The sequence below is a fragment of the Actinomycetospora sp. NBC_00405 genome (assembly GCF_036044095.1).
Classification (GTDB): domain Bacteria; phylum Actinomycetota; class Actinomycetes; order Mycobacteriales; family Pseudonocardiaceae; genus Actinomycetospora; species Actinomycetospora callitridis.
The window spans coordinates 5,489,030-5,515,047 of the sequence record NZ_CP107938.1 but is presented as its reverse complement, the minus strand read 5'-3'; the positions used below and the strand labels follow the sequence as shown (position 1 = coordinate 5,515,047).

The following is a 26,018-nucleotide window of genomic DNA, read 5'->3' as shown; positions in this document are numbered from 1 at the left end:
GCTCGGCCGACGATCAGGTGTCGGTGCCCAGCGCCAGCTTGCTCAGCATGTCCCGGGCCTTCTCGGCGTTGCGGGGCTGGCAGAGGACGTCGTAGCGCCCGGCCACGATCTGGCTCTGCGAGGTGAAGTCCCGCCTGCCCCGCGAGGCGCCGTAGGTGATCGCCCCGGACACGACGCCGAAGATGATGCCGATGACGAGGCCGGTGAGGATCGACCCGAACCCGCTGCCGACGGGCGCGAGCAGCGAGAGCACCAGGCCGACGAACAGACCCAGCCAGGCGCCGGACGCGGCGCCGGTGAGCAGCACGCGGCCCCAGGTCAGCCGGCCGATGACCCGCTCGACGAGCATGAGGTCGACGCCGACGATGGTCACGTCGGCGACGGGGAACTCGTTGTCCGCCAGGTGGTCGACGGCGCGCTGGGCCTCCTCGTACTTGGCGTAGGAGCCCACGGGCCAGCCCGACGGCGGCTCGGGGAGGTTCGGCAGCCCGGGCTGGGCGCCGGGGCGGTTCCCGGTGAACGGCGCAGTCACGACTCTTCCCTCGCTGTCCTTCTGACGGCCTTCTGACGTGTCAACGGTGCACCCGGCCGGGGAGTGCCCGGGCCGGTTGCACTGTGACGCGAAACGGTACCGCCGATCGGTGCAGCGAAGGTGATCAGCGCAGCTTGTAGTCCTTGAGCAGGCCGCGGCTGATGATCGTCTTCTGGATCTCCGAGGTGCCCTCGCCGATGAGCAGGAACGGTGCCTCGCGCATGAGGCGCTCGATCTCGTACTCCTTCGAGTAGCCGTAGCCGCCGTGGATGCGGAACGACTCCTCGGTGACCTCCTTGCAGTACTCGGAGGCGAGCATCTTGGCCATGCCGGCCTCGACGTCGTTGCGCTCGCCGCGGTCCTTGAGGCTCGCGGCGTTGACCATCATGTGGTGCGCGGCCTCGACCTTGGTGGCCATCTCGGCGAGCTTGAACGCGATCGCCTGGTGCTGGGCGATCGGCTTGCCGAACGTCGAGCGCTGCTGGGCGTACTCGATGCCCAGCTCGAAGGCGCGGATCGCGATGCCGCAGGCGCGGGCGGCGACGTTGACGCGGCCGACCTCGACGCCGTCCATCATCTGCGCGAAGCCCTTGCCGGGCGCGTTGCCCAGCACCTGGCTCTGCGGGATGCGGTGGCCGTCGAACACCATCTCGGTGGTGTCGACGCCCTTGTAGCCCATCTTGTCGATCTTGCCGGGGATCGAGAGGCCCTCGGCGACCGTGCCGAAGCCGCGGGGCTTGTCCACCAGCAGCGTCGTCAGGTTCTGGTAGGGCTTCTCGGCGCCCTCGTCGGTCTTGACCAGCACCGCGGTGAGGTTCGACGAGCCGCCGTTGGTCAGCCACATCTTGGCGCCGTTGACGACGTAGTCGTCCCCGTCGACCTTCGCGCTGGTCTTGATCGCGGCGACGTCGGAGCCGAGGTCGGGCTCGGACATCGAGAACGAGCCGGTGATCTCGCCGGTCGCCATCTTCGGCAGGTAGTGCGCCTTCTGCTCCGCGGTGCCGTGCTGGCGCAGCATGTAGGCGACGATGAAGTGGGTGTTGATGACGCCCGAGACGCTCATCCACCCGCGGGCGATCTGCTCGACGACGAGCGCGTAGGTCAGCAGCGACTCGCCCAGACCGTCGTACTCCTCCGGGATCATGAGCCCGAACAGGCCCATCTCCTTCATCCCGTCGACGATGTCCTGCGGGTAGACGTCGTCGTGCTCGAGCTGCTGCGCGTGCGGGATGATCTCCTTGTCCACGAAGTCGCGGACGGTGGACAGGATCTCCTGCTGCACATCGGTGAGACCGGCGGTCTGGGCGAGGCGTGCCATGCGTGGTGCTCCTGCTGAGTAGAAGTTACCGACCAGTATGCCGTCGATCCGTCCCGGCGAAGGGCGCCTCTCGCCGCTCTATCCGGCTGAAGGTGCCCTTCGCGCGAGAACGCGGGCGACGGCTCACGACTCCGGCGGCGTCCAGCGCTCGCCGCGGGTCATCCCGGCGGCGCGACCCTTGCCCGCGATGACGAGGGCCATCTTGCGGGACGCCTCGTCGATCATCTCGTCGCCGATCATCGCCGAGCCCTTCTTCCCGCCGGCCTCGGAGGTGAAGTACTCGTAGGCGTCGAGGATGTTCTCGGCGTGGTCGTAGTCGTCCTGGTCGGGCGAGTAGACCTCGTTCGCGGCGTCGATCTGGCCGGGGTGCAGCACCCACTTGCCGTCGAAGCCCAGGGCGGCCGACCGGCCGGCGACGCGGCGGAAGCCGTCGACATCGCGGATCTGCAGGTACGGGCCGTCGATGGCCTGCAGGTCGTAGGCACGGGCCGCCATGAGGATCTGCATGAGGATGTAGTGGTAGGCGTCGCCCACGTCGTAGCCGGGGGGCTGCTCGCCGACCACCAGCGACTTCATGTTGATCGAGGCCATGAAGTCGGCCGGGCCGAAGATGATGGTCTCGTTGCGCGGCGACGCGGCGGCGATGGCGTTGACGTTGGTCAGACCCATCGCGTTCTCGATCTGGGCCTCGATGCCGATCCTGCCGACCTCGTAGCCCATGGTCTTCTCGATCTGGGTGAGCAGGAAGTCCAGCGCGTGGACCTGCTCGGCGTTCTGCACCTTCGGCAGCATGATCGCGTCGAGGTTGGCCCCGGCGCCCTCCACGACCTCGGTGACGTCGCGGTAGGTCCACTCGGTGGTCCAGTCGTTGACGCGTACGACGCGCGTCTTGCCCTCCCAGCCGCCCTCGTTGAGCGCGGCCACGATCGTCTTGCGGGCCTCGGGCTTCGCCAGCGGTGCGCAGGCGTCCTCGAGGTCCAGGAAGATCTGGTCGGCCGGCAGGGTCCGGGCCTTGTCGATGAACTTCTGGCTCGACCCGGGCACCGCCAGACACGACCGGCGGGGGCGGTTCTCGACACTCACGAGTAGCTGACCTCCATGTCCACGTGACCGGCGCCGATGCTGACACGCGCGTCGGCGCAGCATCGGCCGAGGTGGCGACCCTCTCACCCGTGTGCGGATCCGACTCGATACAGCCCGCCGCAGGTCCCGACGGTTAGCCTGCTCCGGTGACTACCGCCATGGGCAGGGTGTTCGTCGCCCGCATGGTCGGGCTGCCCGTCCTCGGACCGGACGGCGAACGGATCGGCCGGGTGCGCGACGCGGTGTGCGCGGTGGCCGTGGGTCCGCGGCCGCCGCGCGTGCTCGGGCTGGTCGTCGGCGTCGCGTCGCGGCGCCGCATCTTCGTGCCGATGCTGCGGGTCACCACCGTCGACGCCGCCGCGGTCACGCTGGCCACCGGGCAGGTCAACCTCCGCGCGTTCGCCCAGCGCCCCAACGAGGTGCTCGTCGTCGGCGAGATGCTCGACGCCCGCGTCCGCGTGGTCGACCACGACGCCGACGCCCAGGTCGTCGACGTCCTCATGGAGCACCAGCGCAGCCGCGACTGGCTGGTCACGCGCCTGGCGGTGCGCGAGCTCGTCGGACGGCTCGGACGGCGGGGGCCGGTGCAGGTGCTGCCCTGGGCCGCGGTGTCGGGGCTGTCGCTCTCGGAGTCCGGGCAGGGCACCGAGCAGCTGCTGGCCACGTTCGAGGACATGCGCCCCGCCGACATCGCCCACGCGCTGATGGACCTCCCGCAGCGGCGCCGCCACGACGTCGCCGACGGCCTCGGCGACGACCGCCTGGCCGACGTGCTCGAGGAGCTGCCGTCCTCCGAGCAGCAGGACCTCCTGCGCCACCTCACCACCGACCGCGCCGCCGACGTCCTCGAGGAGATGGACCCCGACGACGCCGCCGACCTGCTCGCCGACCTGCCCGGCGCCGAGTCCGAGGAGCTCCTCGGCCTCATGGAGCCCGAGGAGTCCGAGCCGGTCCGGCGCCTGCTGACGTACTCGTCGAACACCGCAGGCGGCCTCATGACACCGGAGCCGATCGTGCTCGCGCCCGGGGCGACGATCGCCGAGGCGCTCGCCCACGTCCGCAACCCCGACATCACCCCGGCGCTGGCCTCGATGGTGTTCGTCGCCCGGCCGCCGTCGGCCACCCCCACCGGCCGCTACCTGGGCTGCGTGCACGCCCAGCGCCTGCTGCGCGAGGCGCCGTCGGACCTGGTCGCGGGCGTGCTCGACTCCGAGCTCACCCGGCTCGGGCCCGAGGCGTCGCTGGCCGAGGTGACCCGCTACTTCGCGACGTACAACCTCGTCTGCGGGCCCGTCATCGACGAGGCGGGACACCTGGTCGGCGCGGTGACCGTCGACGACGTCCTGGACCACCTGCTCCCCGAGGACTGGCGGTCGCACCCCGACCCGGAGCCGGCCGCGCGGGGTGGTGGCCATGCCTGAGCCCAGCACCCGCCGGCGCCTCGACCAGCCCGCCGGCACGCGCCGCCTGCGCCTCGGCGTGGACGCGGAGTGGTTCGCCAAGGTCGCGGAGCGCCTCGCCCGGTTCCTCGGCACCGGGACGTTCCTGCTGTGGCAGTCGGTGATCGTGCTGATCTGGATCACGCTGAACGTCTTCGCGATCAGCCTGCAGTGGGATCCCTACCCGTTCATCCTGCTCAACCTCGCGTTCTCCACCCAGGCCGCGTACGCCGCGCCGCTGATCCTGCTGGCGCAGAACCGCCAGGACGACCGCGACCGCGTCTCCCTCGAGGAGGACCGCACGCGGGCGGGCCGGCTCTCCGCCGAGACCGAGTACCTGGCCCGCGAGCTGGCGTCGATGCGCCTGCAGCTCGGCGAGGTCGTCACCCGCGACTACCTGCGCGGTGAGCTCGAGCAGGCGCGCGGCGGCCGGGACGGGCGCGACGACCGGGGCGGCAAGAGCGACAAGGCCCTGGAGAAGGCGGTCACGAAGGCCGTCGACCGGGCCGTCGACCGGCAGCTGGGCACCGTCGTCGAGCAGGCGCTCGTGCGGGCCCTGGAGCGGACGTCGGATCGGGCCGGGGAACCGGCATCGACCACCGACGGCGGGCCGCACAGCAACGGCCGGTGACGGCCCGGTGACCCGGCAGTGACGTGCGACGCGTCCGGGCCGGACAACACGGGCCGGACCGGCACGTAGCATGGCGGTGAGCCGACGGGGGCTGGGCGCGCTCGAGAGAGCCCGGCGCAGCCTCCGCCCCCGGTCCCGACGCAGGGCACTCCCCCGGGACCCCCACGTCCGAGAAGTCGAGAAGGGTCCGATGGCCGAAGCACCGTCCGTCGACGCGATCCGGTCCGCACTGGCCGGCGTCGAGGATCCCGAGATCCACAAGCCGATCACCGAGCTGGGCATGGTCAAGGACATCCGCGTCCTCGACCACGGCAAGGTCGAGGTGGCCGTCTACCTGACCGTCGCCGGCTGCCCGATGAAGGACACCATCACCTCGCGGGTGACCACGGCGGTGTCGGCGGTCTCCGGTGTCACCGCGGTGTCGGTCGAGCTCGACGTCATGAACGACGAGCAGCGCCGCGAGGTCCGCAAGACCGTCCGCGGCGACGCCGACGAGCCGGTCATCCCGTTCGCCCAGCCGGGCTCGCTGACGCGCGTCTACGCCGTGGCGTCGGGCAAGGGCGGCGTCGGCAAGTCGTCGGTGACGGTGAACCTCGCGGCTGCCATGGCCGACCGCGGCCTGTCGGTCGGCGTGGTCGACGCCGACATCTACGGGCACTCCGTACCGCGCATGCTGGGCACCGACGAGCGGCCCACCAAGGTCGACGACATGATCCTCCCGCCGCAGAGCCACGGCGTGAAGGTCATCTCGATCGGCATGTTCACCCCGGGCAACACCCCCGTGGTCTGGCGTGGCCCGATGCTGCACCGCGCGCTGCAGCAGTTCCTCGCCGACGTGTTCTGGGGCGACCTCGACATCCTGCTGCTCGACCTGCCCCCGGGCACCGGCGACATCGCGATCTCCGTCGCGCAGCTGATCCCGGGCGCCGAGCTGCTCGTGGTCACCACGCCGCAGCAGGCGGCCTCCGAGGTCGCCGAGCGCGCCGGCGCGATCTCGCTGCAGACGCGCCAGCGCCTCGCGGGCGTCGTCGAGAACATGTCGTGGATGGACATGCCCGACGGGTCCCGCATGGACCTGTTCGGCTCCGGCGGCGGTCAGAAGGTGGCCGACTCGCTGGCCAAGTCCGTCGGCGGCAACGTCCCGCTGCTGGGCCAGATCCCGATCGACACCCGCCTGCGCGAGGGTGGCGACGCGGGCATGCCCCTCGTGCTCACCCAGCCCGAGTCCCCCGCCGGTGCCGCCCTGCGCGCCGTCGCCGAGAAGCTCTCGGTGCGCTCCCGCGGGCTCGCGGGGATGTCGCTGAACATCTCGCCCGCCGGGCGGTAGCTCGCCCGGTTCCGCAGCGAACGCTGCGTTGCCGGGGACCTCAGCGGCCCCGCTCGCGGTACGCCGCCCGCTGGGCCTTGGTGATCGTCTTCGACCGGCCCCGACGCTCGGCCGCGAGCCGGGCGTCGGTGCGCGCCGCCGCCCACTCGTCCTCGCGCTGGAGCTTGCGGTAGGCCTCCCAGCGCCGCTCCGGGAGCTCGTGCGCGTCGACCGCGGCCCGCACCGCGCACCCGGGCTCGCGGTCGTGCGCACAGTCGGCGAAACGGCAGCCGTCGGCGAGCTCGACGACGTCGGTGAACGCCTTGTCGATGCCCTCGGCGGCGTCGATGAGCCCGACGGCCCGCAGGCCCGGCGTATCGATCAGGACGCCGCCGGCGAAGGGCACGAGCTCCCGGTGCACCGTCGTGTGGCGACCCTTGCCGTCGGAGGCGCGGACCTCCCCGACGGCCAGGGCCTCCTCGCCGAGCAGGGCGTTGGCGAGCGTGGACTTGCCGGCCCCGGAGGGACCGACGAGCACCGTGGTGCCCCGCGCGGCCGTCGCCACGTCGTCCAGTCCCTCGCCGGTCACGGCGCTGACGGCCAGGACCTCGACGCCGGGCGCCGAGAGGGCGAGCTCGGCGACCGCGTCGGCGACCACCTCGAGGCGGTCGGTCTTGGTCAGCACGACCACCGGCGTCGCCCCGCTCTCCCAGGCCAGGGCGAGCAGGCGCTCGACGCGGCCGGCGCGCCCGCCGGCCTCGCACGGGACGGTGACGAGCACGGTGTCGACGTTGGCGGCGAGCACCTGGGCCTCGGAGCGTCCGGAGACGGTGGCGCGCACCAGGGCGGTGCGCCGGGGCAGGACGGCGGCCACGGACGGGGTGCCGCCGGGATCACCGGCGGGATCGACGAGCACCCAGTCCCCCACCGCGGGCGGGACGGGGCAGCGGGCGCGCACGCGGCCGCTGTCGGTGAGGACGTCGACGCGACCGCGGTCGACGCGGGCGACGCGGCCGGGCAGCCGTCCGGCCCTGTGGTGCGCGAGGGCGAGCTGCTCCCACGCGTCGTCCCAGCCGTAGCGGGACAGGGTCGAGATCGATGAGGGTGAAGCAGAGAGCACTGGAGGGGACCCTTCGAGGAGCCGCCGTCGCGTGACGGCGGCGAGGAACCCTGGTGCGCAGCACTCGGCGCGAGCCGGTCGGCGTCACCAGGCGGTGCGTCGGACGGCGCCTCTCATGGCGCCCGTGCGGGCCGCCATGGCGTTCACTCCTCGAACTCCGAGCCCGGGATCGTCCCCGGTCCGGGTCAGCATGCTCCGAGCATCCGGCCGTCGCCAAGCCCTTTCCCGACGAACGAACGGGGAGTTCGTCCGCCTAGAAGCAGCGAACGTCCTACTGAGCACGCCGATAGGGCGTTCGCTCCAACAGGAGGCGAGCTTCAGGCCACCTGCAGCGACCGGCGGGACAGGCCCCACATGGTGCCGTCGATCGTCGTCGTCACCGGCGCCTCGGGATCGGTGGCCGCGCCGAGGGTGACGAACAGCGGCACGAAGTGCTCGGCCGTCGGGTGCGCGTAGGGCATGCCCGGGGCCTCGCGGAAGCGGTACAGCGTCTCGAGGTCGCCGCGGTCGAGGGCCTCGGCAGCCCAGGCGTCGAAGTCGCCCGTCCAGCCCGGGGTGTCCTTCCCGGCGAGCATCTCGCGGGACAGGAACGGCAGCCCGTGGGTCATGAAGCCCGAGCCGATGACGAGCACGCCCTCGCTGCGCAGTTCGCGCAGCCGGGCCCCGATCGCGAGCAGGCGGTCCGGGTCCTCGGTGGGCATGCTCATCTGCAGGACGGGCACGTCGCCGAGCGGGTACATGACCTTGAGCGGCACCCAGGCGCCGTGGTCGAGCCCGCGGCGCGACGCGTGCGCCGGCTGGCCGTCGGGCAGCGTGGCGGCGACGCGGGCGGCGAGCGCGGACGCGTCCGGCGTAGCGTAGGTCATCCGGTAGAAGCGCTCGGCGAAGCCGCCGAAGTCGTACACCAGCGGTATGTTCGCCTCGGCGCTCGTGAGCGTCAGCGGCGCGGACTCCCAGTGCGCCGACACGATGAGGATCGCCTTCGGCGTCGGCAGCCGGTCGGACCACGCGCCGAGGCGCGTCATCCACTCCGCGTCGTCGAACAGCGGCGGGGCACCGTGGCTGAGGTAGAGCGCGGGCAGCGGCCCGTCCTGCGGGGTCCAGGGTGTGCGGCCGGCGGCGCGCTCGCGGGCGCCCGGCTCGAAGGCGTCGAACGCCGCTCCCGGGTGGGCGGTGGCGAACGGGTCCATGGCGGCACGCTCCCGGTCGGTGGTTGATGGTTCAACACCGAACACTACCTGCGAAGAGTTGAAGCATCAAGTAATGTGGGCCCCATGACCGAGGGGCCCTGGCTGGACGACGACGAGCAGCGGGCGTGGCGGCGCACGGCCGCCGTGATGACGCTGCTGCCCGCGGCGCTCGACGCGCAGCTCCAGCGCGACGCCGGACTGACCCAGTTCTCCTACCTGACGCTGGCCATGCTCTCCGAGACGCCGGGCCGGACGCTACCGATGAGCGCGCTGGCCGCCACGGTCAACTCGTCGCTCTCGCGCCTCTCGCACGTGGTCGCGCGGCTCGAGCAGCAGGGCTGGGTCGTCCGCGAGCCCTCGCCGGAGAGCGGCCGGGTCACCGTCGCGCGGCTCACCGACGCCGGCATGGAGAAGGTGCGCGAGACCGCCCCCGGCCACGCCGCCGAGGTCCGCCGGCTCATCTTCGACGCGCTGGACTGCGACGGCGTCGAGTCCCTGGCGTGCGTCGCCGCCGCCATCCTCGGGCGGCTCGACCCCTCCGGCGGGATGCGGGCGAACCCGCTCAGCCAGGAGACCCCCCGGGCTTCCGGCGACCGACGCGCCACGGGGTGATGTCCGGGGGCACGCCCTTGCCCCGGCGCCGGCTCAGCGGGAACGTCGCGTAGGAGCCGTCCAGGAGCGCGCGCGTCGGGCTCGAGACGCACACCTCCCCGGCGCCCGCCGCGTCCGTGATCCGGGCCGCGATGTTGACGTCGCGCCCGTAGTAGTCGCCGCCGAGCTGCTGGGGACGGCCGACGTGGACGCCGGCGCGCAGGTGCAGGCGGTGGCCGTCGACGTCCAGCTCCTCGACGGCGTCGCGGGCCGCGAGCGCCACCTCGACGGCGTCCTGCACGGTCGGGTGGACGGCCATCAGCCCGTCGCCGAGGCGCTTGACCACCCGGCCCCGCCGGCGCACCAACGGCTCGACGGCCGCGCCGACGCGTCGCAGGGCGGTGACGGCGAGGTCGTCGCCGACCTCGAGCGTCCAGTCCGAGAAACCCGCGAGGTCGGTGAACAGCACGACGACGTCGTCCCCGTCCGGCCGCTCCTCGACCCCGGCGTGGGCCTGCCAGAGCTGCAGTGCCGTGAGACCGACCTCGCGCAGCACGCTGGGGCGCGTCGCGGCCAGCGGGGCGAGCTGGGCGGCCACGCGGCCGACCGCGTCGTCACCCGTCGAGAGCGGATCGCCGTAGAACGGGTCGCCCGGGAGCCACGAGCGCGTCCACTCGACGGCCGCGAGCAGCCGCGGGTCGCTGTCGAGGCGGCTGGCCGCCGCGAGCACCCGCCGGCGCATCGGCTCGCCCTGACGCACGATCACGCTGATCGACGCTAACAGCGGAGCCCCGATCGGCTGCCGGCTCATCCCCGTGAGGAGCGACACGAGGATCCGGTAGGCGACCCCGTCAGGTCGCGTCGGGGTCCAGCGGGGCGATCTCGCCCGGTCCGAGAGGGCGGTCCGCCTCCCGGCGCGTGGTCGAGGGCACCGGGACCCCCGTGGCCGTCGGCGGGACCGCCGGGGCCGGGGAGGCGGCCGGGGCGCCCGGCGCGGTCGAGCCGCTCCAGGTGCCGTCGACGGGCGGGTCGGTGAACAGGTGCTGGCGCACGGCGCGGCGGGGGTTGAGGTCACGCACGGAGCGCAGGTCCTCGAGGGGCTTGCGCAGGTCCTCGAACTCGGGGCCGAGCTCGGAACGCAGCTGGTCGCGGGCGCCGGTGGCGTAGTCGCGGACCGTCCGGACGGTGTTCGCGACCCAGGCCGCCGCGGCGGGGAGCCGCTCGGGCCCGAGGACGAAGAGACCGACGAGGGCGAGGACGAGCAGCTCGGGCCAGCCGATGTTGTCGAACATCCCGCCCCCTAGAGCGCGACCTGCAGCGAGAGCGGACGGCCCTGCCGCACGACGCCGAGGGTGATCGCCTGGCCCGGCGGGTGCTCCCGCACGGCCACGACGAGCTCGTCGGCCGACGCGATCGGGCGGTCGTCGACCCGCAGGACCACGTCGCCCTCCAGCAGCCCGGCGCGCGACGCGGGTCCACCCTGGCGCACGTTGAGCACCTGCGCACCGTCCGAGGCGCCGTCCGTGACCGACTTCGCGTTCACCCCGAGGTCGCTGTGGGTGTAGCCGCCGGTGCGGATGATCGACTCGGCGATGACGCGGACGTCGTCGATGGGGATGGCGAACCCGAGCCCGATCGACCCGCCCTCGCCACCGCCCAGCGTGCGGATCGCGGTGTTGATGCCGACGACGGCCCCCGAGGTGTCGACGAGCGCGCCGCCGGAGTTGCCCGGGTTGATCGCCGCGTCGGTCTGGATGGCGTCGATGACGGGGTTCGCCTCGGCGGACTCGGCGTCGAGGCGCACCGGGCGGTCGACCGAGCTCACGATGCCCTCGGTGACCGTGCCGGCCAGGCCGAGCGGCGACCCGATCGCGATGACCCCGTCGCCCACCTGCAGGTCCGACGAACGTCCGAGCTGCGCGACCACGGGGTTGGCCAGCTCGACCTTGACGACGGCGATGTCGGTCTGCGGGTCGCGGCCGACCACCCGCGCCGGCGCCCGCAGCCCCGAGGCGAAGACGGCCTCGAGCGTGGCGCGCGGGTCGGTGGCCGCGAGCTCGACGACGTGGTTGTTGGTGACGATGTAGCCGTCGGGGCTGAGCACGACCCCCGACCCGGTGCCGCCGCTCGACCCCGCCTGGAGCTCGAGGGACACCACGGCAGGCGCGACCCGGCCGGCCACGTCGGCGACCGAGCCCGGCGGGCGCTCGCGCCCCGGCGAGACGGGGGTCAGCGAGGCACCCGGGTCGACGAGACGGTCGGCACCGCCCGCGACCGCCCACCCGACGACGCCCCCGACCCCGCCGAGCACGAGCGCGACGACGGCGAGCAGGGCCAGGGCCGCGGGCTGCACGCGGCGGCCGAGGACCAGCTCGCGCGCCGACAGGCGGGGGCCGACGGGCCGCTCGGCAGTGCTCCCGTGCGGCTCGCGCAGCGCCGGGCCGCCGAGCTCGGCGGCGGCGTCGGGGTTGCGCCACGGGTCGACGGACGACGTGTCGTCCCAGAAGTCGTCGGGGCGGTCGGCGTCCGCGTCGGCGGGGCGGTCGGGGCGCTGCAGTGACGCGGCGGACGTGTCGCTCGCGCCGCCGGGGCGCCCGAACGCGGAGACCAGCGCCGGGGCCGGCGGCTCGTGACGTCCGGACGGATGGGAGCCCGAGTGGCCGTTGACGCCCGCGCCCGGCCCGAACGCGCCCCGGACGCCCTCGGGGCGGCCGAACACCGCCGCCAGCTCGCGCTCCACCGGAGCGGACCGGTGGCCGTTGCCGGTGGCTGTGCCGTTGGCGGTGCCGTTCCCCGAGCCGTGGCCGTTGCCCGTGTGGCCGTTCGTGGTCGGTGACGCGTGGCCGTTGGTGGCGTGGCCGTTCGTCGGGGCGTCGGCACCCGAGCTGCCACCCGGGCCGGCGCCCGACTCGGTCTCCGGCGCGGCGGCGCCGCCGGGCTCCGTGGGGCCGGTCATCGGGTCGCCCCCGTGATCCGGACAAACCGGACGGCGTGGCCGCTGCTGCCCGAGCGGTGGGCGGGGAGGGTCCCGGGCTCAAGGGTGGTGCTCATCGCCCCACCACCGTAGAGCCTCGGGGCGCGGCCTGCGTCGACACCGTCACAGCGTGCGACCAGTGCGGTGAAGGGCCGGTCAGCGCAGGAGGAACGGGTCAGGGTGCGCCGGGACCGTGCGGCGCGGACGCCGGGCTCGACGGGCCCTCGGGGCGGGCGGCATCGCGGACGGAGTCGCTCGCGGTGTCCGTGTCGCGGGTGGCGAGCTGGGCGGCGGCCGCCGTGGGCGTGACCCGCGGCGCGACGCTGCCGGGCGCGGCAGGCGCGGTGCCCGCGACCACGGCCGGGCCGGCGAACGCCGCGAGGGCCGCGGCGCCGACGACGACGCCGGAGCTCACGGCGACGGGCAGACCGAGCGCGCGTCGGCGACCCCAGCGGGACCGCCCGGTCTTCGTCGCACCGCCGGTGACGTCCGCGGTGTCCGGGGTGTCGGCGGTGCGTCCGGCCTGCGCGGGCACGACGAGGGTGCCGTCGGCGGCCACGGCGAGACCCGCGGGAGCGCCGGGCAGCGGCGCGACGTCCGGGATCGAGCACAGGGTGCTGAAGAGGGAGCTCGGCACGCACGGGTCGCCCGCGGCCCGCACCCGGCGCCGGGCCTGCCGCTGGGCGGCGACCTCGGCGGCGCAGGTCAGGCAGCGGTCCACGTGCGCGGACGCGCGGTGCGCCGGGCCGGGCGGGAGCTCCTCGTCGACGAAGGCGACGACCGCGTCGAGGGCGAGGTGCCCGGACTCGGTGAACCGCTCCGACCAGCCCGACCACCCGGAGCGCCCCGAAATCATGCGGGCCCCCCGACGGGGACGGCGGCGACGCGCTCGGCGGCGCGGGACTCGAGCGAGGCGCGCAGCGCCTGGCGCCCGCGGTGGATGCGACTCCTCACGGTCCCCAGTTTGACACCCAGCGTCGCCGCGATCTCCTCGTACGACAGTCCTTCGACGTCACAGAGAACGACGGCGGCGCGGAACTCGGGCGCCAGGGCGTCGAGCGCGGCCTGTAGATCGGGGTCGAGGTGGGCGTCGGACCACACCTGCTCCGGGCTCGGGTCGCCGCCGGGGAGACGGTCGGTGTCCTCGGGCAGTCCCTCCATCCGCAGCCGGGCGCGGCGGCGCACCATGTCGAGGAAGAGGTTGGTGGTGATGCGGTGCAGCCAGCCCTCGAACGTCCCGGGCTTGTAACCGGCGAGCGAGCGGAACACGCGGATGAACGTCTCCTGCGTGAGGTCCTCGGCGTCGTGGGCGTCGCCGGTGAGGCGGAAGGCCAGCCGGTACACGCGGTCGGCGTGCTGGCGCACGACGTCGTCCCACGTCGGCGGAACCCAGGCCTCACCCTCACCGGCGTGGTCGGAGGCCGACTCGACGTCGGTCACGGTCTCGACGGGGCGGTCGAGGACCGCGGTGGCGGGGCGGTCGGGCATCGGGGTGCGTGCTCCTCGGCTCGTCCTGGTGGTGCCGGTCGGGGATTCCGGCGACCTGGTACCACCATGGCGGGCCCTCATGTCACGGACGTGAGGTCGTGCTGAGAGACGGCTGAGGATCCTGGGGGTTGCTCGTCACACGCCTCGGCCCCGACCGGGTGAGCGGCGAGTCGGCGCGGCACGCCGTCCGGGCCGCCCGGACGATCTAGCCTGTTCGGATGGCGACGGGGCGCCCCGGGGGGCGCGGTGGAGGCGTGCGCGGCACGCCCCGCGCGCTGCGGGCGGTCCGGCGTGACAACCCTGCGGCGAACGGTACGGCGACCGACGGCGACGGCGCCAGCGAGGCCCCGTCGCCCGCGGCCGTCCGCGCGGGCTCCCGCATCGGCGAGCGCGCCGAGGCCTTCCTCGCCGAGGACCCCCTGCTCGCCGGCCTGCGCGAGCAGTCGGTGGCCGAGGGCGTCGTCGCCGTCGCGCCGGCCACGGCGGCCGCGCTGACCTTCCTCGCGACGTCGACGCGGGCGCGCGCCGTCGTGGAGATCGGCACCGGGCTCGGCGTCGGCACCGTGGCCCTGCTGCGCGGGATGCCCGCCGACGGCCTCCTCACGAGCATCGACACCGACGGCGGCCGGCAGGCCCGGGCCCGGGCGGCGTGCGTCGAGGCGGGCTTCGGGCCGGGCCGCGTGCGGATGATCACCGGGTCGTCGCGGCAGGTGCTGCCGAAGCTCTCCGACGGCGGGTACGACCTCGTCGTCGTCGACGGCGTCACCACCGACTTCCCCCGCGACCTCGAGGCCTCGCTGCGCCTGCTCCGCCCGGGCGGGGTGGTCGTGCTCGACGACGTGCTCTGGCAGGGCCGCGTCGCCGACCCGGTGCGCCGCGAGGCCGTCGCGGGCGCGCTGCGCGAGACGGTGCGGGCCGTGCGCGAGGACGAGCGCCTGGTCCCGCTGCTGCTCCCGGTGGCCGAGGGCCTGCTCTGCGCGGCGCGACGCTAGGGGCTCCGCCGCAGGCCCCTCGCCGCGCAGAACTCGACCAGCGTCCGGGTGGCGAAGCCCGTGGCGCCCTTGGCGACCTCCTCGTGCGGGGAGTCGCAGCGCGCCGGGCCGGCGATGTCGAGGTGCACCCACGGCCGCCCGTCGGTGAAGCGGCGCAGGAACAGCGCCGCGGCGATGCCGCCGGGGCCGGGCGGGGCCTGGCGCACGTCGGCGATCGTCGAGTCGACGTCGGTGTCCAGGTGCTCCGACAGCGGCATCGGCCACCACGACTCGCCGACGGCGGCGCCGGCGTCGACGATCGCGGTGCGGAGGTCGGGCGAGCTCGCGAACACCCCGCCGGTGCGCACGCCGAGCGCGACCTTCATGGCCCCGGTGAGCGTGGCGACGTCGACGACGACGTCCGGCGCGAGCTCCTCGAGAGCGAACGCGATCGCGTCGGCGAGCACCATGCGGCCCTCGGCGTCGGTGTTGGTGACCTCCGAGGTGGTGCCCCCGCGGTGCCGCACGACGTCGCCGGGCCGGTAGGCCGAGCCGGACACGTGGTTCTCGGCCAGCGGGACGAGGCCGGTCACCCGGACCGGGACGTCCAGGCGCGCCACCGCCCGCATCGCGGCGACCACGGCGGCGCCGCCGGAGCAGTCGGTGCGCATGTCCGCCATGCCGGCGTTCGGCTTGATCGAGATGCCGCCGGTGTCGAACGTGATGCCCTTGCCGACGAGGACGACGTGGCCCGCGTCCGGCGCGGCGCCCGTCTCCGTATCGGGGGGTGACCAGCGCAGCTCCAGGAAGCGCGGCGGGCGTGACGAGCCACCGCCGACGGCGAGGACGCCGCCGAACCCGTGCTCGGCGAGCCAGGCCTCGTCGCGGACCGTCACCTCGAGGCCCCGGGCGTCGGCGACGAGGTCGGTCGCGGTGGTGGCGAACCAGTCCGGCGACTTGGTGCCCGACGGTGTGTCGGCGAGGTCGCGGGCGCGCGCCGTGGCGGTGGCGAGCTCGACGGTCCGCTCGACCGTCCCGTGGTGCTCGGCGGGGACGTCGAGGTGGACCGTCACCCGGGCGCCGGGGCCCGTGGACTTCACGGAGAACCGGTGCGAGCCCAGCACGACGCCGAGCGCCAGCGACGCCCAGTCGTCGGCGGTCTCGGGAAGGTCCTCGGGACGCGCGGGCGCCAGGGTGGCCGCGCGGGGCCCGTCGCCGGCGCCCACGGCCGCGCCCGGGGCGTCCCGCAGCGCGCGTACGGCGGCGGCCCCGGCGGCGCGCCAGTCGCGGGGACGGCCTTCGCCGACACCCACCAGCCACTGCGCGGGGGCCGGGCCGGGGAGTGCGGCGACGGAGCCGGCCGACGGGCGCCAGCCCGGGGGCGCGCCCTCGACCGCCCCGTCGCCGTCGAGGGCCTCGTCGTTGCCGGCGCTCTCGGTCGACTCGTCGGAGGTGGTGTCGGACCCGTCCGCGCCGTCGCGTCGGCGCCACCGCAGGACGGCGACCGGGCCGTCCGGGACCGCGGTGGTCAGCGTGGCGAGCGGGGTGGGCAGGGCCGGGGACGCGAAGGGCGCGTCCCCGGTCACGGCGTCCCGCCCGGCGGTTGCGGTGCTCAGCCGACCACGCCCGTCAGAGCCTCCCGCAGGTCGCCCGCCTCGTCCGCCGTCATCTCGACGACGAGGCGCCCCCCACCTTCGAGCGGCACGCGCATCACGATGCCGCGCCCCTCCTTGGTGACCTCGAGGGGACCGTCTCCGGTCCGGGGCTTCATGGCCGCCATAGCGTGCTCCCTCCGCGAGCTGCGTCGTTCCCGTTCCCCGCGTCGCCCGCGTGGGCGTCCGGAGAGCGAGCGCCGTGTGACAGGCGACGATTCTTCACCATGCGACCGACCGGCACGACACCGGAGCGATCACCCGGGCGTGTCCGCCCCGGTCACGCGGCCGGTCAGACCCCCGGTGCGCCGATCGCGCGGAAGCATCCGGCCACGTGGTCGTCGACCATCCCGGTCGCCTGCATCAGCGCGTAGCAGGTCGTCGGGCCCACGAACCGGAAGCCGCGGGCCCGCAGCGCCTTCGCCATCGCGGCCGACGCGGGGGTGGTCGCGGGCACGTCGTCGAACCCGCTCGGCGGCTGCTCCCGCGGGGGCGGGGCAAACGACCAGAGCAGGGTGTCGAGGTCCTCGTCGCGGTCGGCCAGGGCCAGCACGGCGCGGGCGTTGGCCACCGTCGCCTCGATCTTGGCGCGGTTGCGCACGATGCCCGCGTCGGCCAGCAGGCGTGCGGTGTCGGTCTCGTCGAAACGGGCGACGGCCTCGGGGTCGAACCCGGCGAAGGCCTCCCGGAACGCCGGGCGCTTGCGCAGCACGATCAACCAGGAGAGACCGGACTGGAACGCCTCGAGGCTGATCCGCTCGTAGAGCGCGTCGCGGCCGTGGAGCACCCGGCCCCACTCGCGGTCGTGGTACTCGGCGAGCAGCTCGCTGCCCCCGCCCCACGGGCAGCGGCCGACCCCGTCGTCGCCGACGATCGCGCTCACCGCCTGCTCACCGCGACCAGCTCTCCTCGCACCGGCGGGCCAGGAGGTCGAGCGAGCGCTTGACGCCCCAGGCGAACGCCGGCTTGACCAGCGGCCACCCCAGCGCCCCGAGGGCGCCGAGCGGCAGGTCGAGCTGCTCGCTCCACACGAACGTCGACGCCTCGCGACCGTCGTCGGTGCGGCGCTCCAGGACGGTGAACACGCCGCTGCCGCGCACGACCCGGCCGGTGTGGCGGACGGTCGCCCGGTGCGGCGGGTCCCAGCCGACGATCTCCATCGTGTCGGTGACCCCGAGGGGCCCGACGCCGGTGGTCGCGGCGAGCTCCGACCCGACGCTCGTGCCGTCGCCGCGCGTGACCTTCACGGCCGTGCCGAGCATCCACTCACCCTGGGACTCCCAGTCGGTGACCTCGCCCCACACCGTCTCGACCGGTGCGTCGACGTCGACCGACACCGTGATCTCCCGTCGCGCCATCCGGCGTTCCTCCCGCGTGCTGTCGGGACCCGCGTCAGCGTCCGGGGCCGTCGATGCCGGACATTCCCCGCCCGGCACCGGACGACGCCCCCTGTGACGCAGCTTGTGCCGGGCCGAGCGCGTCCCGGCCCGTCACGGTCGGGTCGGTCGGGTCGGTCGGGTCGGTCGGCGTCGGGTCGGCCAGGTCGGGCGCGGGCTCGGCGTGGCCGTTGAGCGTCGACGCGGGCGCCTCGCCGTCGGTCTCCACCGCCTCGATGCGGGCGCGCAGGGCGTCGACCTCGGACGCGAGGCGCTCGAGCGCCCAGTCGACCTCGCTGCACTTGTAGCCGCGCAGGGCCTGCTGGAAGCGCAGGTCGCGCACGTCGCCGGCGGTGAGGTCGCGGGCGGGCAGCCGCGTGGGCGTGGCGCCGGGCGGCATGGGGGCGAGCTCCTCGCCCCGGCCGAAGACGAAGGCCGCCAGCAGGTAGACCGCGGCGGCCACGAGGCCCACCACGATGACGTACACCAGCGCGCTGCCCATGGCCCTCGATCGTAGGGGTGCCGACCGATGCTCTCCGTCAGCTCCCGGTGGCCCGCTGTGTCGCGAGCGGCGGGCGGTCCGTGGTGGCGACGGCCTGCTCGTCGGACAGCCAGTCGCCGTCGACCGGCACGAACTGCGTCAGCGGGTCCGCCCCCGGGTGCCCGGGGACGCAGCGGCGCAGCACCGCGTCGAGGACCTCGGCGGCGGTGGCACCCAGGGCCCGCAGGCTGCGGTGGCGGTGCTTGCGCACGCCGAGGTCGACCTGGGCGATCGCGTCGAGCCCACGCGTGGTGTGGGTGTCGAGGAGCAGGCCGATCTCGACGCCGTAGCCCGCGGCGAAGGGCAGCGACTCGAGCAGCTCACGGGTCGCGGCGTACTCGCCGCCGAGGGGCTGCACGACGCCGGAGAGCTCGGGGCGCAGCGCGGCGAGGGCGGGCCGCGCGGTCAGCTCGGTGACCCGGCCGCCGCCGGTCAGGGCCGCGCCGGCGTCGGCCATCCCGGAAGACGGGAGCCGTAAGGGCCGGTGGTAGAAGCCCTTGACCAGCGCCACGCCGTCGACGGTGAGCAGCGGGCCGAGCAGGTTCACGACGAAGTCGGGGCCGAGGTCGACGAGGTCGGAGTCGAGGAAGACCACCAGGTCTCCCGACGTGGCCGCGAGCGAGCGCCACAGCACCTCGCCCTTGCCGGGGCGGACCGGGATCTGGGCCAGGACCGGGATCTCGCGGAGCACGGCGTCCCGTGACACGACACGGGCCCCGGCCGCACGGGCGCGGGCGACGGTGGCGTCGGTGGACCCGGAGTCGACGACGACGATCTCGTCGACCAGCGTGCCGAGCAGGGGCCGCACCGCGGCGACCACGCCGCCGACCGTCGCCTCCTCGTCGAGCGCCGGCAGGACCACCGACACCGTCCGTCCGGCACGGGCCGCGGTGAGCTCCGCCGCGGTCCACGTCGGGCGGGTCCAGGTCCGCCGCGGGAACCACTGCTCGGTCGCGTCCCTCACCGACGGTCCTGAGCGTGCCGAGGAGATCGTGTATCAAGACGGCATGGTGACCGAGCACCGGGACGTGGCCCGCGGCGTGGGAACGGTGTCCGGGTCGTGAACGTCATGGCCGGACCGTCCGCACCGACGCAGATGGTGATCCGCGGCCGGCGCCTGAGCCGGGACCGCGCCCTGATCATGGCGATCGTCAACCGCACCCCGGATTCGTTCTACGACAACGGCGCCACCTGGGCGCCGGAGGCGGCGCAGGCCGCCATCGGCGACGCCGTCGCCGCCGGCGCGGACGTCGTGGACCTCGGCGGTGTCCCCGCGAGCCCCGGCCAGGACGTCTCCGTCACGGAGGAGCTCGACCGGGTGGTGCCCACCCTGCGCTGGGCCCGGGAGCGCTTCCCCGACCTCGTGATCAGCATAGACACCTACCGCGCCGAGGTCGCGGACGCGTGCCTCGCCGCGGGCGCCGACCTGGTCAACGACAGCTGGGCGGGCTGGGACCCGGAGATCCTGCCCGCCACCGCCGCCCACGGGGCCGGGTACGTCTGCGCCCACACCGGCGGCCTGACGCCCCGCACCGACCCGGTGCGGCCCACCTACACCGACGTCGTCGCCTCGGTCGTCGACGACACCACGGCCCTCGCCGAGCGCGCGATCGCCGCCGGGGTCCCCGCCGAGGGCATCCTGCTCGACCCGACCATCGACTTCGGGAAGAACACCCTGCAGAGCCTCGAGGTCCTGCGCGGCCTGCCGCGGCTCATCGCCACCGGGATCCCGGTCCTGCTCGCGATGTCGAACAAGGGCGTCGTCGGCGAGACGCTCGACGTGCCCCTCGACGGCCGGCTGACCGGCACGCTCGCCGCCACGGCCCTGGCCGCGCAGGCGGGGGTGACCATGGTGCGGGTGCACCAGGTGGAGGAGACCCGCCAGACGCTGGAGATGGTGGCGAGCATCGCCGGGCACCGGCCCCCGTCCCGCGCCGAGCGCTGGATGAGCTGATGCAGCAGGTCTGGCCGCTGCCCGCGCGGGCTCTCGACGAGGACGCGCTCGAGGAGCTGTACACGTACCCGGCCGGCGACGAGGACAGGGACCACTGGCTCGCGGTCAACTTCGTCAGCTCCCTCGACGGCGGCATCGAGGTCGAGGGGACGTCGGCCGGGCTGTCCACCCCAGCCGACCGGCGGGTGTTCGCGCTCGGGCACGACCTCGCCGACGTGGTCCTGCTCGGGGCGGGAACGGCCGTCGCCGAGGACTACCCGGGGCTGCGGCCCGACGCCACGACCACCGCGCGGCGCGAGCGGCACGGGCTGTCGACCGTCGCGCCGCTCGCCCTCGTCACCTCGGGGGCGTCACTGCCCGCCGACGCCACCAGCGTCACCGACGTCCTCGTCCCGTCGATCGTGGTCACGTGCGCGAGCGCCCCCGAGGAGCGGCGGCGCGCCTGGTCGGACGCGGGCGCGCGCGTCCTGCTGGCCGGCGACGACGAGGTGGACCTCGCCGACGCGCTCCGGCAGCTCGCCGACGCGGGGCTGCGGCGCATCGACTGCGAGGGCGGTCCCGGCCTCGTCGGCAACCTGCTCGCCCGCGGCCTCGTCGACGAGATCCGCCTGAGCATCGCTCCGCTGGCCGTGGCGGGCCGGGCGGCACGGGTGGCCTCCGGCGCGATGGCGCTGAGCCCCCCGACGGCCTTCGAGGTCGCGTCGCTGCTCGTCGACGACAGCACGCTGCTGGTCCGTTACGTGCGCTGAGCTACGCGCGATGGCCGGCCGCGAGGGCGTCGAGCGCGTCGTCGACCGTCTTCGTCCGCACCACGCCCGCCATGCCGCGCTCCGAGACGTAGCCGGTGCCCCGCAGGCCCTCGAGCCAGGCGAACAGGGGGGCGTAATGGCCGTCGGGGTCGAGGACGACGACGGGCTTGTCGTGCATCCGCAGCGACCGCGAGGTCCACGCCTCGAAGAGCTCCTCGAGCGTCCCGAGCCCGCCGGGCAGGGCGAGGACCGCGTCGCTGCGCACGTCCATCTCGCCCTTGCGGGTGCGCATGTCGGGCACGATCACCAGGTCGTCGGCCTCGTCGTCGGCGACCTCGTACGCCACGAGGGCCTCGGGGATGACGCCGACGGTGCGGGCGCCGCCCTCGCGCGCGGCCCGGGCCACCGCGCCCATCATCGACACGCGCCCGCCGCCGGAGACCAGGCTCCAGCCCCGCGCGGCGATCGCCGTGCCGACCTCGGCGGCGAGCGCGACGGCGGACTCCGGCACCGGTCCGGAGGCGCAGAACACGCAGACGGCGAGCGTCACGAACCTGCCCTCACGATCCCACCGCCTCGCGGAACCCCTCCTCGACGATGGTCACGACCTCGTCGATGTCGTCGGTGAGGTGGATGAGGTCCACGTCACGCTGGCTGATGGTGCCGGCGGCGATCGCGGGGCCGGCGAGCCACTCGAGCAGCCCGCCCCAGTAGTCGCGTCCGAGCAGGACGACCGGGAAGCGGGTGACCTTGCCGGTCTGCACGAGCACGAGCGCCTCGAACAGCTCGTCGAGCGTGCCGAAGCCGCCCGGCAGGCAGACGAAGGCCTGCGCGTACTTGACGAACATCGTCTTGCGGGCGAAGAAGTAGCGGAACCCGACGCCGAGGTCCACCCAGGGGTTCAGGCCCTGCTCGAACGGCAGCTCGATGCCCAGGCCGACGGACAGGCCGCCCGCCTCGGACGCGCCGCGGTTGGCCGCCTCCATCACTCCCGGGCCCCCGCCGGTGATCACCGCGTAGCCGGCGCGCGCCAGTGCGGCGCCCAGCTCGACCCCGCGGGCGTACTCGGGATGGTCCGTCGCGGTGCGCGCGGAGCCGAAGACCGTCACCGCCCGCGGGATCTCGGCGAGCACGCTGAAGCCCTCGACGAACTCGGCCTGGATGCGCTGGAGGCGCCAGGCGTCGGAGTGCACCCAGTCGACGGGCCCGCGGGAGTCGAGCAGGCGCTGGTCGGTGGTCGACGACAGACGGGCCGGATCCCGGTGCTCGGATCGGCGGCGGTCGATGGTGGTCGGGCGCGGGGCGGTGGCATCCCGGCCGGCCGGGTCGTCGTGGAGCATGCCGCCGAGCCTAGGAGCACCCCACGAACGGGGCCGGTCCGTGGGGTGACGGCCGGCATGACGGCCGCGGTTTCGGGCGGGACCGGGCGTGGCACCCGAAGTTGAACCGACAACTACTCCTCTGGAGGCTCCCCATGGCCACGGCCACCCCGAAGGTCGCGATCATCTACTACAGCTCCACCGGCACGATCCACGCGATGGCCCAGGACTACGCGAAGGGCCTGGAGAACGCCGGCGCCGAGGTGCGCATCCGCAAGGTGCACGAGCTGGCGCCGCCCGAGGCGATCGCCGCGAACGAGGCCTGGGCGCAGCACGCCGAGGCGACCAAGGACGTCCCCGAGGCCACGGCCGACGACGTGCTGTGGGCCGACGCCGTCGTGTTCGGCACGCCGACGCGCTACGGCAACGTCACCGCGCAGCTCAAGCAGTTCATCGACACGCTCGGCCCGCAGTGGGCGCAGGGCCAGCTCGCCGACAAGGTCTACTCCGGGTTCACCTCGACCTCGACCGCCCACGGCGGCCAGGAGTCGACGCTGCTCGCGCTCTACAACACGATCCACCACTTCGGCGGCATCCTCGTGACCCCGGGCTACACCGACCCAATCCAGTTCACCACCGGGAACCCCTACGGCCCGTCGCACGTCGACGGCCAGGGCTCGATCCCGATCTCGGACGACACGCGCCAGGCGACGCAGTACGCCGGCCACCGCGTCGCGACCGTCACCCGGCAGATCGTCGCCGGGCGCAACGAGGTCGCCGCGATCTGAGCGAGCCGTCCGGGCGTTCTGGCGAGGGGCACCGTTCGCCGCTCTATTTGGCTGAAGGTGCCCTTCGCGCGGTACAGGTGCGCGGCAGGTGCGGGACCCGAGCGCGCGTTCTGGCGAAGGGCACCGTTCGCCGCTCTATCCGGCTGAAGGTGCCCTTCGCGCGGTACAGGGCGCGGGTTTCCGGGGCACCGCGCCGTCCGGTCAGGTGCGCGTCAGGTACCCGCGCAGCACGTCGCAGGCGGCGGTGACGGCCTCGACCGGCACCGACTCCTCGCGGGTGTGCGCCAGGTTCGGGTCGCCGGGGCCGAAGTTCAGCGCCGGGATCCCGAGCGCGGCGAAGCGGGCGACGTCGGTCCAGCCGTACTTGGCCACCGGCGTCGTCCCCGTCGCGGCGACGAAGTCCGCGGCGGCGGGCGCGGCGAGGCCGGGCAGCGCGCCCGGGGCGGCGTCGGTCTCCGTGAGGTCGAAGCCGTCGAGCACCCCGGCCACGTGCTCGCGGGCGTCGTCGAGCGACCGGTCGGGCGCGAAGCGGAAGTTCACCGTCACCTCGCACACGTCGGGCACGACGTTGCCGGCGACACCGCCCGCGATCCGGACCGCCTGCAGGCCCTCGCGGTAGCGGCACCCGTCGATGTCGACGTCGCGGGCGGTGTGGTCCGCCAGCCGGGCCAGCACCGGGGCCGCGGCGTGGATCGCGTTCTCCCCCAGCCACGAGCGCGCCGAGTGCGCGCGCCGGCCGGTCGTCCGCACGACGACCCGCAGCGTGCCCTGGCACCCCGCCTCGACCTGCCCGGACGTCGGCTCGCCGAGCAGCGCGAGGTCGGCGTCGAGCCAGTCGCGGTGCTCGCGCTCGAGCCGGCCGAGCCCGTTGCGCGCCGACTCGATCTCCTCGCAGTCGTAGAGCACGAGCGTGACGTCGTGCGCGGGCTCGCGGACGGCGGCGGCGAGGTGGGTCATCACGGCGACCCCGGACTTCATGTCGCTCGTCCCGCAGCCGTAGAGCGTCCCGCCCTCGCGCCGCGACGGCACGTTGTCGGCGATCGGGACCGTGTCCAGGTGCCCGGCCAGCAGCACCCGCCGCGCCCGGCCGAGCCGCGTGCGCGCCAGCACCGCGTCCCCGGAGCGCAGGAGCTCGAGGTGCGGCGCCTGGACCGCCAGCGCCGCCTGGATTGCGTCGGCCAGGGCCCGCTCGTCGCCGGACACGCTCGGCACGTCGACCAGGGCCGCGGTCAGCGTGACCGGGTCGGCGAGCAGGTCGAGGGTCACGGGTGGAGCGCTCACGACGCGCGAGGCTAACCGGGTGTGCGGTCTGCGGTGTGAGGTGCGTGCGCCGGACGGCCCAGCACGGCGAGCGCGGCGCCCCCCAGGAGCACGGCGAGCACCGGCACCGACCAGCGCAGGACGGCGAGCAGCACCGCCGCCGCGGCGGCCCCCACGACCAGCGCGGCGAGCTGGCGCAGCCCCGACACCCGGCGGCGCGGGCCACCCGTGACGAGGGCGACCATCGCCCCGGTGAGCGTGCCGGTCAGGTACGTCGTCGACTCCCCCAGCCGCAACGCCGTGCTGCTCTGCGCGCCCATCGCGCCCGCGGCGACGCCCAGCAGCACGAGCACCGTCGCCCCCTGCGGCGCCGTCCCGGTCACGACCCACGCGACGGCGAGCGCGGCGAGCAGGACGAGCTCGGCGATCAGGGGCCACGCGACGGCGGCAGGCCGGCGGCGCCAGGCGAACGCCCAGGCCGCCGCACCGACGGCGAAACCGAGCACCGCGATCAGCGGCGGCCACAGCGCCGTCGCGTCACCCCGCCCGGCGGCGCCGCCGACGGTGACGAGGTTGCCCGTGACGACGCCCGCGAACGGGCCGCCGAGGCTCGTCACGGCCCAGAGGTCGACGACACCGGAGGCGGCGGCGAGGAGCGTCGTCGCCGTGGCGACCCGGGCCACCCCGCGCTCGCTACCGGCGTCCGCCACGCCCGATAGCCTGGCGGACGATGAGCACCCCCGCCGCCCCGCGTTCCTCCCGTGCCGTCGGTGTCGGCCTCGCCACCGTGGCCGCCGACGGCACCGTCCTCGACACCTGGTACCCGCTGCCCGAGCTCTCGGACGCGGCCGACGGGATGGCCGAGGAGCCGGGCACGGTCATGGTGCCGGCCGGCGATCTCGAGCCCTCCCTGGTCGAGGCGCTGGGTCCCGACGAGGACCGCGGCGTCGAGGTCGTCGCCGTGCGCACCGTCGCCGACCTCACGGGCCCGCCCGCCTCCGCGTACGACGTCTACCTGCGGCTGCACCTGCTCTCGCACCGGCTCGTCACCCCGCACGGCGTGGACCTGACCGGCGCGTTCGGGCTGCTGGCGAACGTCGTCTGGACCAACCACGGGCCGTGCCCGGTGCCCGGGTTCGAGCGCGTCCGTGCCCGGCTGCGCGCCCGCGGGCCGGTGACCGTGTACGCGGTGGACAAGTTCCCGCGCATGGTCGACTACGTCATCCCGTCCGGCGTGCGCATCGGCGACGCCGACCGCGTGCGCCTCGGCGCGCACCTCGCGTCGGGCACCACCGTGATGCACGAGGGCTTCGTCAACTTCAACGCCGGGACGCTGGGCACCTCGATGGTCGAGGGGCGCATCTCCGGCGGCGTGGTGGTCGGCGACGGCTCCGACGTCGGCGGCGGCGCGTCGATCATGGGGACGCTCTCGGGCGGCGGCAAGGAGATCATCTCGATCGGCGAGCGCTGCCTGCTCGGGGCCAACGCCGGCATCGGGATCTCGCTCGGCGACGACTGCGTCGTCGAGGCGGGCCTCTACGTCACCGCGGGCACGCGAGTGACCCTCTTTGAAGACCAGCACGCCGATAGGGGCTCGGTGGTCAAGGCCGCCGAGCTCTCCGGGCGCTCGGGGCTGCTCCTGCGCCGCGACTCGGTCACCGGCGCGGTGCACGCGCTGCCGCGCACCGAGGGCGCCAAGGTGGAGCTGAACGCCGCGCTGCACGCGAACGATTAGG

27 protein-coding genes and 2 pseudogenes are annotated in these 26,018 nt (G+C 74.6%); 9 read left to right on the top strand and 20 right to left on the bottom strand.

Features of this window, described 5'->3' with window-relative positions; genetic code table 11:
- Window positions 1–13: 13 nt before the first annotated feature.
- From OG774_RS27185 to OG774_RS27175, 3 genes are all read right to left on the bottom strand, one after another.
- Window positions 14–532, bottom strand: coding sequence for a general stress protein (locus OG774_RS27185; RefSeq protein ID WP_274188206.1), 519 nt, complete (start codon window positions 530–532; stop codon window positions 14–16).
- 124 nt (window positions 533–656) lie between these two features.
- A complete protein-coding gene (locus OG774_RS27180; RefSeq protein WP_328305447.1) occupies window positions 657–1,850 on the bottom strand; it encodes an acyl-CoA dehydrogenase family protein in 1,194 nt (397 codons plus the stop codon).
- Between the two features lie 123 nt (window positions 1,851–1,973).
- Window positions 1,974–2,933, bottom strand: coding sequence for an HpcH/HpaI aldolase/citrate lyase family protein (locus tag OG774_RS27175; RefSeq protein ID WP_328305446.1), 960 nt, complete (start codon window positions 2,931–2,933; stop codon window positions 1,974–1,976).
- Between the two features lie 158 nt (window positions 2,934–3,091).
- Here OG774_RS27175 and OG774_RS27170 point away from each other — a divergent pair, with 158 nt between their 5' ends.
- From OG774_RS27170 to OG774_RS27160, 3 genes and pseudogenes are all read left to right on the top strand, one after another.
- A complete protein-coding gene (locus tag OG774_RS27170; RefSeq protein WP_328311174.1) occupies window positions 3,092–4,354 on the top strand; it encodes a magnesium transporter MgtE N-terminal domain-containing protein in 1,263 nt (420 codons plus the stop codon).
- A pseudogene (locus OG774_RS27165) lies at window positions 4,347–4,796 on the top strand (DUF1003 domain-containing protein); the annotation flags it as partial. The gene OG774_RS27170 and the pseudogene OG774_RS27165, both read left to right, overlap by 8 nt.
- Before the next feature lie 397 nt (window positions 4,797–5,193).
- On the top strand, window positions 5,194–6,330 hold the full coding sequence (locus OG774_RS27160) for an Mrp/NBP35 family ATP-binding protein (RefSeq protein ID WP_328305445.1): 1,137 nt from the start codon (window positions 5,194–5,196) through the stop codon (window positions 6,328–6,330).
- Between the two features lie 40 nt (window positions 6,331–6,370).
- Here the strand turns inward: OG774_RS27160 and rsgA are convergent, their stop codons facing one another.
- Together rsgA and OG774_RS27150 are read right to left on the bottom strand one after the other, a co-directional pair.
- Entirely contained in the window at window positions 6,371–7,429 is a 1,059-nt protein-coding gene (rsgA, locus tag OG774_RS27155) for a ribosome small subunit-dependent GTPase A (protein ID WP_328305444.1), read from the bottom strand.
- A gap of 317 nt (window positions 7,430–7,746) precedes the next feature.
- Complete coding sequence (locus OG774_RS27150) at window positions 7,747–8,619, bottom strand: dioxygenase family protein (RefSeq protein ID WP_328305443.1); 873 nt, start codon at window positions 8,617–8,619, stop codon at window positions 7,747–7,749.
- 84 nt (window positions 8,620–8,703) lie between these two features.
- On the opposite strand from OG774_RS27150, the gene OG774_RS27145 reads away from it, so the two are divergent.
- Window positions 8,704–9,231: a MarR family winged helix-turn-helix transcriptional regulator gene (locus tag OG774_RS27145; RefSeq protein ID WP_328305442.1), complete on the top strand. Its 528-nt coding sequence runs from the start codon at window positions 8,704–8,706 to the stop codon at window positions 9,229–9,231.
- On the opposite strand, the gene OG774_RS27140 is transcribed toward OG774_RS27145, so the two are convergent.
- The 5 genes from OG774_RS27140 to sigE all read right to left on the bottom strand — a co-directional run bounded on the left by OG774_RS27140 (window position 9,182) and on the right by sigE (window position 13,672).
- A complete protein-coding gene (locus tag OG774_RS27140) occupies window positions 9,182–9,976 on the bottom strand; it encodes an adenylate/guanylate cyclase domain-containing protein (RefSeq protein WP_328305441.1) in 795 nt (264 codons plus the stop codon). The genes OG774_RS27145 and OG774_RS27140 overlap by 50 nt on opposite strands.
- An 85-nt stretch (window positions 9,977–10,061) precedes the next feature.
- A complete protein-coding gene (gene tatB, locus OG774_RS27135; protein ID WP_328305440.1) occupies window positions 10,062–10,502 on the bottom strand; it encodes a Sec-independent protein translocase protein TatB in 441 nt (146 codons plus the stop codon).
- A gap of 8 nt (window positions 10,503–10,510) precedes the next feature.
- Window positions 10,511–12,166: a S1C family serine protease gene (locus tag OG774_RS27130; protein ID WP_328305439.1), complete on the bottom strand. Its 1,656-nt coding sequence runs from the start codon at window positions 12,164–12,166 to the stop codon at window positions 10,511–10,513.
- 193 nt (window positions 12,167–12,359) lie between these two features.
- Window positions 12,360–13,040: a hypothetical protein gene (locus tag OG774_RS27125; RefSeq protein WP_328305438.1), complete on the bottom strand. Its 681-nt coding sequence runs from the start codon at window positions 13,038–13,040 to the stop codon at window positions 12,360–12,362.
- Window positions 13,037–13,672 (bottom strand): RNA polymerase sigma factor SigE, encoded by a 636-nt coding sequence (gene sigE / locus OG774_RS27120; RefSeq protein WP_328305437.1) that lies wholly within the window; start codon window positions 13,670–13,672, stop codon window positions 13,037–13,039. Before sigE ends, OG774_RS27125 begins: the two co-directional genes overlap by 4 nt.
- Window positions 13,673–13,890: 218 nt before the next feature.
- Here sigE and OG774_RS27115 point away from each other — a divergent pair, with 218 nt between their 5' ends.
- Window positions 13,891–14,664 carry an O-methyltransferase gene (locus OG774_RS27115; protein ID WP_328305436.1) on the top strand — a complete coding sequence of 258 codons (774 nt, stop codon included), beginning with the start codon at window positions 13,891–13,893 and terminating at the stop codon, window positions 14,662–14,664.
- On the opposite strand, the gene OG774_RS27110 is transcribed toward OG774_RS27115, so the two are convergent.
- From OG774_RS27110 to OG774_RS27085, 6 genes and pseudogenes are all read right to left on the bottom strand, one after another.
- Entirely contained in the window at window positions 14,661–16,229 is a 1,569-nt protein-coding gene (locus OG774_RS27110; protein ID WP_328305435.1) for a leucyl aminopeptidase family protein, read from the bottom strand. The two genes, OG774_RS27115 and OG774_RS27110, sit on opposite strands and share 4 nt — an antisense overlap.
- A 26-nt stretch (window positions 16,230–16,255) precedes the next feature.
- Window positions 16,256–16,423: a DUF3117 domain-containing protein gene (locus OG774_RS27105; protein WP_274188192.1), complete on the bottom strand. Its 168-nt coding sequence runs from the start codon at window positions 16,421–16,423 to the stop codon at window positions 16,256–16,258.
- A gap of 164 nt (window positions 16,424–16,587) precedes the next feature.
- On the bottom strand, window positions 16,588–17,178 hold the full coding sequence (locus OG774_RS27100) for a DNA-3-methyladenine glycosylase I (protein WP_328305434.1): 591 nt from the start codon (window positions 17,176–17,178) through the stop codon (window positions 16,588–16,590).
- Between the two features lie 7 nt (window positions 17,179–17,185).
- Window positions 17,186–17,653: an SRPBCC family protein gene (locus OG774_RS27095; protein WP_328305433.1), complete on the bottom strand. Its 468-nt coding sequence runs from the start codon at window positions 17,651–17,653 to the stop codon at window positions 17,186–17,188.
- A gap of 235 nt (window positions 17,654–17,888) precedes the next feature.
- A pseudogene (locus tag OG774_RS27090) lies at window positions 17,889–18,173 on the bottom strand (DivIVA domain-containing protein); the annotation flags it as partial.
- A gap of 37 nt (window positions 18,174–18,210) precedes the next feature.
- Window positions 18,211–19,176, bottom strand: a complete 966-nt coding sequence (locus tag OG774_RS27085) for a glucosyl-3-phosphoglycerate synthase (RefSeq protein WP_328305432.1) — start codon at window positions 19,174–19,176, stop codon at window positions 18,211–18,213.
- 105 nt (window positions 19,177–19,281) lie between these two features.
- Between OG774_RS27085 and folP the strand changes: the two genes are divergently transcribed.
- Together folP and OG774_RS27075 are read left to right on the top strand one after the other, a co-directional pair.
- The gene (folP, locus tag OG774_RS27080) at window positions 19,282–20,166 is read left to right on the top strand and encodes a dihydropteroate synthase (RefSeq protein WP_328305431.1); all 885 of its coding nucleotides are present in this window, start codon (window positions 19,282–19,284) and stop codon (window positions 20,164–20,166) included.
- Window positions 20,166–20,915, top strand: coding sequence for a dihydrofolate reductase family protein (locus tag OG774_RS27075; RefSeq protein WP_328305430.1), 750 nt, complete (start codon window positions 20,166–20,168; stop codon window positions 20,913–20,915). The genes folP and OG774_RS27075 overlap by 1 nt, the downstream gene beginning before the upstream one ends.
- A gap of 1 nt (window position 20,916) precedes the next feature.
- On the opposite strand, the gene OG774_RS27070 is transcribed toward OG774_RS27075, so the two are convergent.
- Together OG774_RS27070 and OG774_RS27065 are read right to left on the bottom strand one after the other, a co-directional pair.
- Window positions 20,917–21,465, bottom strand: coding sequence for a TIGR00730 family Rossman fold protein (locus tag OG774_RS27070; RefSeq protein ID WP_328305429.1), 549 nt, complete (start codon window positions 21,463–21,465; stop codon window positions 20,917–20,919).
- Window positions 21,466–21,475: 10 nt separating this feature from the next.
- Complete coding sequence (locus tag OG774_RS27065; RefSeq protein ID WP_328305428.1) at window positions 21,476–22,255, bottom strand: TIGR00730 family Rossman fold protein; 780 nt, start codon at window positions 22,253–22,255, stop codon at window positions 21,476–21,478.
- Window positions 22,256–22,389: 134 nt separating this feature from the next.
- On the opposite strand from OG774_RS27065, the gene wrbA reads away from it, so the two are divergent.
- Window positions 22,390–23,022 (top strand): NAD(P)H:quinone oxidoreductase, encoded by a 633-nt coding sequence (gene wrbA / locus OG774_RS27060; protein WP_328305427.1) that lies wholly within the window; start codon window positions 22,390–22,392, stop codon window positions 23,020–23,022.
- A gap of 201 nt (window positions 23,023–23,223) precedes the next feature.
- Here the strand turns inward: wrbA and dapE are convergent, their stop codons facing one another.
- Both dapE and OG774_RS27050 read right to left on the bottom strand, forming a co-directional pair.
- On the bottom strand, window positions 23,224–24,303 hold the full coding sequence (gene dapE, locus OG774_RS27055; protein WP_328305426.1) for a succinyl-diaminopimelate desuccinylase: 1,080 nt from the start codon (window positions 24,301–24,303) through the stop codon (window positions 23,224–23,226).
- A gap of 11 nt (window positions 24,304–24,314) precedes the next feature.
- Window positions 24,315–24,992 (bottom strand): DUF1275 family protein, encoded by a 678-nt coding sequence (locus tag OG774_RS27050; protein ID WP_328305425.1) that lies wholly within the window; start codon window positions 24,990–24,992, stop codon window positions 24,315–24,317.
- 20 nt (window positions 24,993–25,012) lie between these two features.
- Here OG774_RS27050 and dapD point away from each other — a divergent pair, with 20 nt between their 5' ends.
- Window positions 25,013–26,017 (top strand): 2,3,4,5-tetrahydropyridine-2,6-dicarboxylate N-succinyltransferase, encoded by a 1,005-nt coding sequence (gene dapD, locus OG774_RS27045; protein ID WP_328305424.1) that lies wholly within the window; start codon window positions 25,013–25,015, stop codon window positions 26,015–26,017.
- Window position 26,018 lies beyond the last annotated feature (1 nt).

Excerpts from the sequence above, each read along its gene's own strand:
- OG774_RS27180 (WP_328305447.1), bottom strand. The coding sequence starts at position 1,850 with ATGGCACGCCTCGCCCAGACCGCCGGTCTCACCGATGTGCAGCAGGAG.
- OG774_RS27170 (WP_328311174.1), top strand. The coding sequence starts at position 3,092 with ATGGGCAGGGTGTTCGTCGCCCGCATGGTCGGGCTGCCCGTCCTCGGA.
- OG774_RS27160 (WP_328305445.1), top strand. The coding sequence starts at position 5,194 with ATGGCCGAAGCACCGTCCGTCGACGCGATCCGGTCCGCACTGGCCGGC.
- OG774_RS27150 (WP_328305443.1), bottom strand. The coding sequence starts at position 8,619 with ATGGACCCGTTCGCCACCGCCCACCCGGGAGCGGCGTTCGACGCCTTC.
- OG774_RS27145 (WP_328305442.1), top strand. The coding sequence starts at position 8,704 with ATGACCGAGGGGCCCTGGCTGGACGACGACGAGCAGCGGGCGTGGCGG.
- tatB (WP_328305440.1), bottom strand. The coding sequence starts at position 10,502 with ATGTTCGACAACATCGGCTGGCCCGAGCTGCTCGTCCTCGCCCTCGTC.
- OG774_RS27130 (WP_328305439.1), bottom strand. The coding sequence starts at position 12,166 with ATGACCGGCCCCACGGAGCCCGGCGGCGCCGCCGCGCCGGAGACCGAG.
- OG774_RS27125 (WP_328305438.1), bottom strand. The coding sequence starts at position 13,040 with ATGATTTCGGGGCGCTCCGGGTGGTCGGGCTGGTCGGAGCGGTTCACC.
- sigE (WP_328305437.1), bottom strand. The coding sequence starts at position 13,672 with ATGCCCGACCGCCCCGCCACCGCGGTCCTCGACCGCCCCGTCGAGACC.
- OG774_RS27115 (WP_328305436.1), top strand. The coding sequence starts at position 13,891 with ATGGCGACGGGGCGCCCCGGGGGGCGCGGTGGAGGCGTGCGCGGCACG.
- OG774_RS27105 (WP_274188192.1), bottom strand. The coding sequence starts at position 16,423 with ATGGCGGCCATGAAGCCCCGGACCGGAGACGGTCCCCTCGAGGTCACC.
- OG774_RS27095 (WP_328305433.1), bottom strand. The coding sequence starts at position 17,653 with ATGGCGCGACGGGAGATCACGGTGTCGGTCGACGTCGACGCACCGGTC.
- folP (WP_328305431.1), top strand. The coding sequence starts at position 19,282 with ATGGCCGGACCGTCCGCACCGACGCAGATGGTGATCCGCGGCCGGCGC.
- OG774_RS27075 (WP_328305430.1), top strand. The coding sequence starts at position 20,166 with ATGCAGCAGGTCTGGCCGCTGCCCGCGCGGGCTCTCGACGAGGACGCG.
- OG774_RS27065 (WP_328305428.1), bottom strand. The coding sequence starts at position 22,255 with ATGCTCCACGACGACCCGGCCGGCCGGGATGCCACCGCCCCGCGCCCG.
- wrbA (WP_328305427.1), top strand. The coding sequence starts at position 22,390 with ATGGCCACGGCCACCCCGAAGGTCGCGATCATCTACTACAGCTCCACC.
- dapD (WP_328305424.1), top strand. The coding sequence starts at position 25,013 with ATGAGCACCCCCGCCGCCCCGCGTTCCTCCCGTGCCGTCGGTGTCGGC.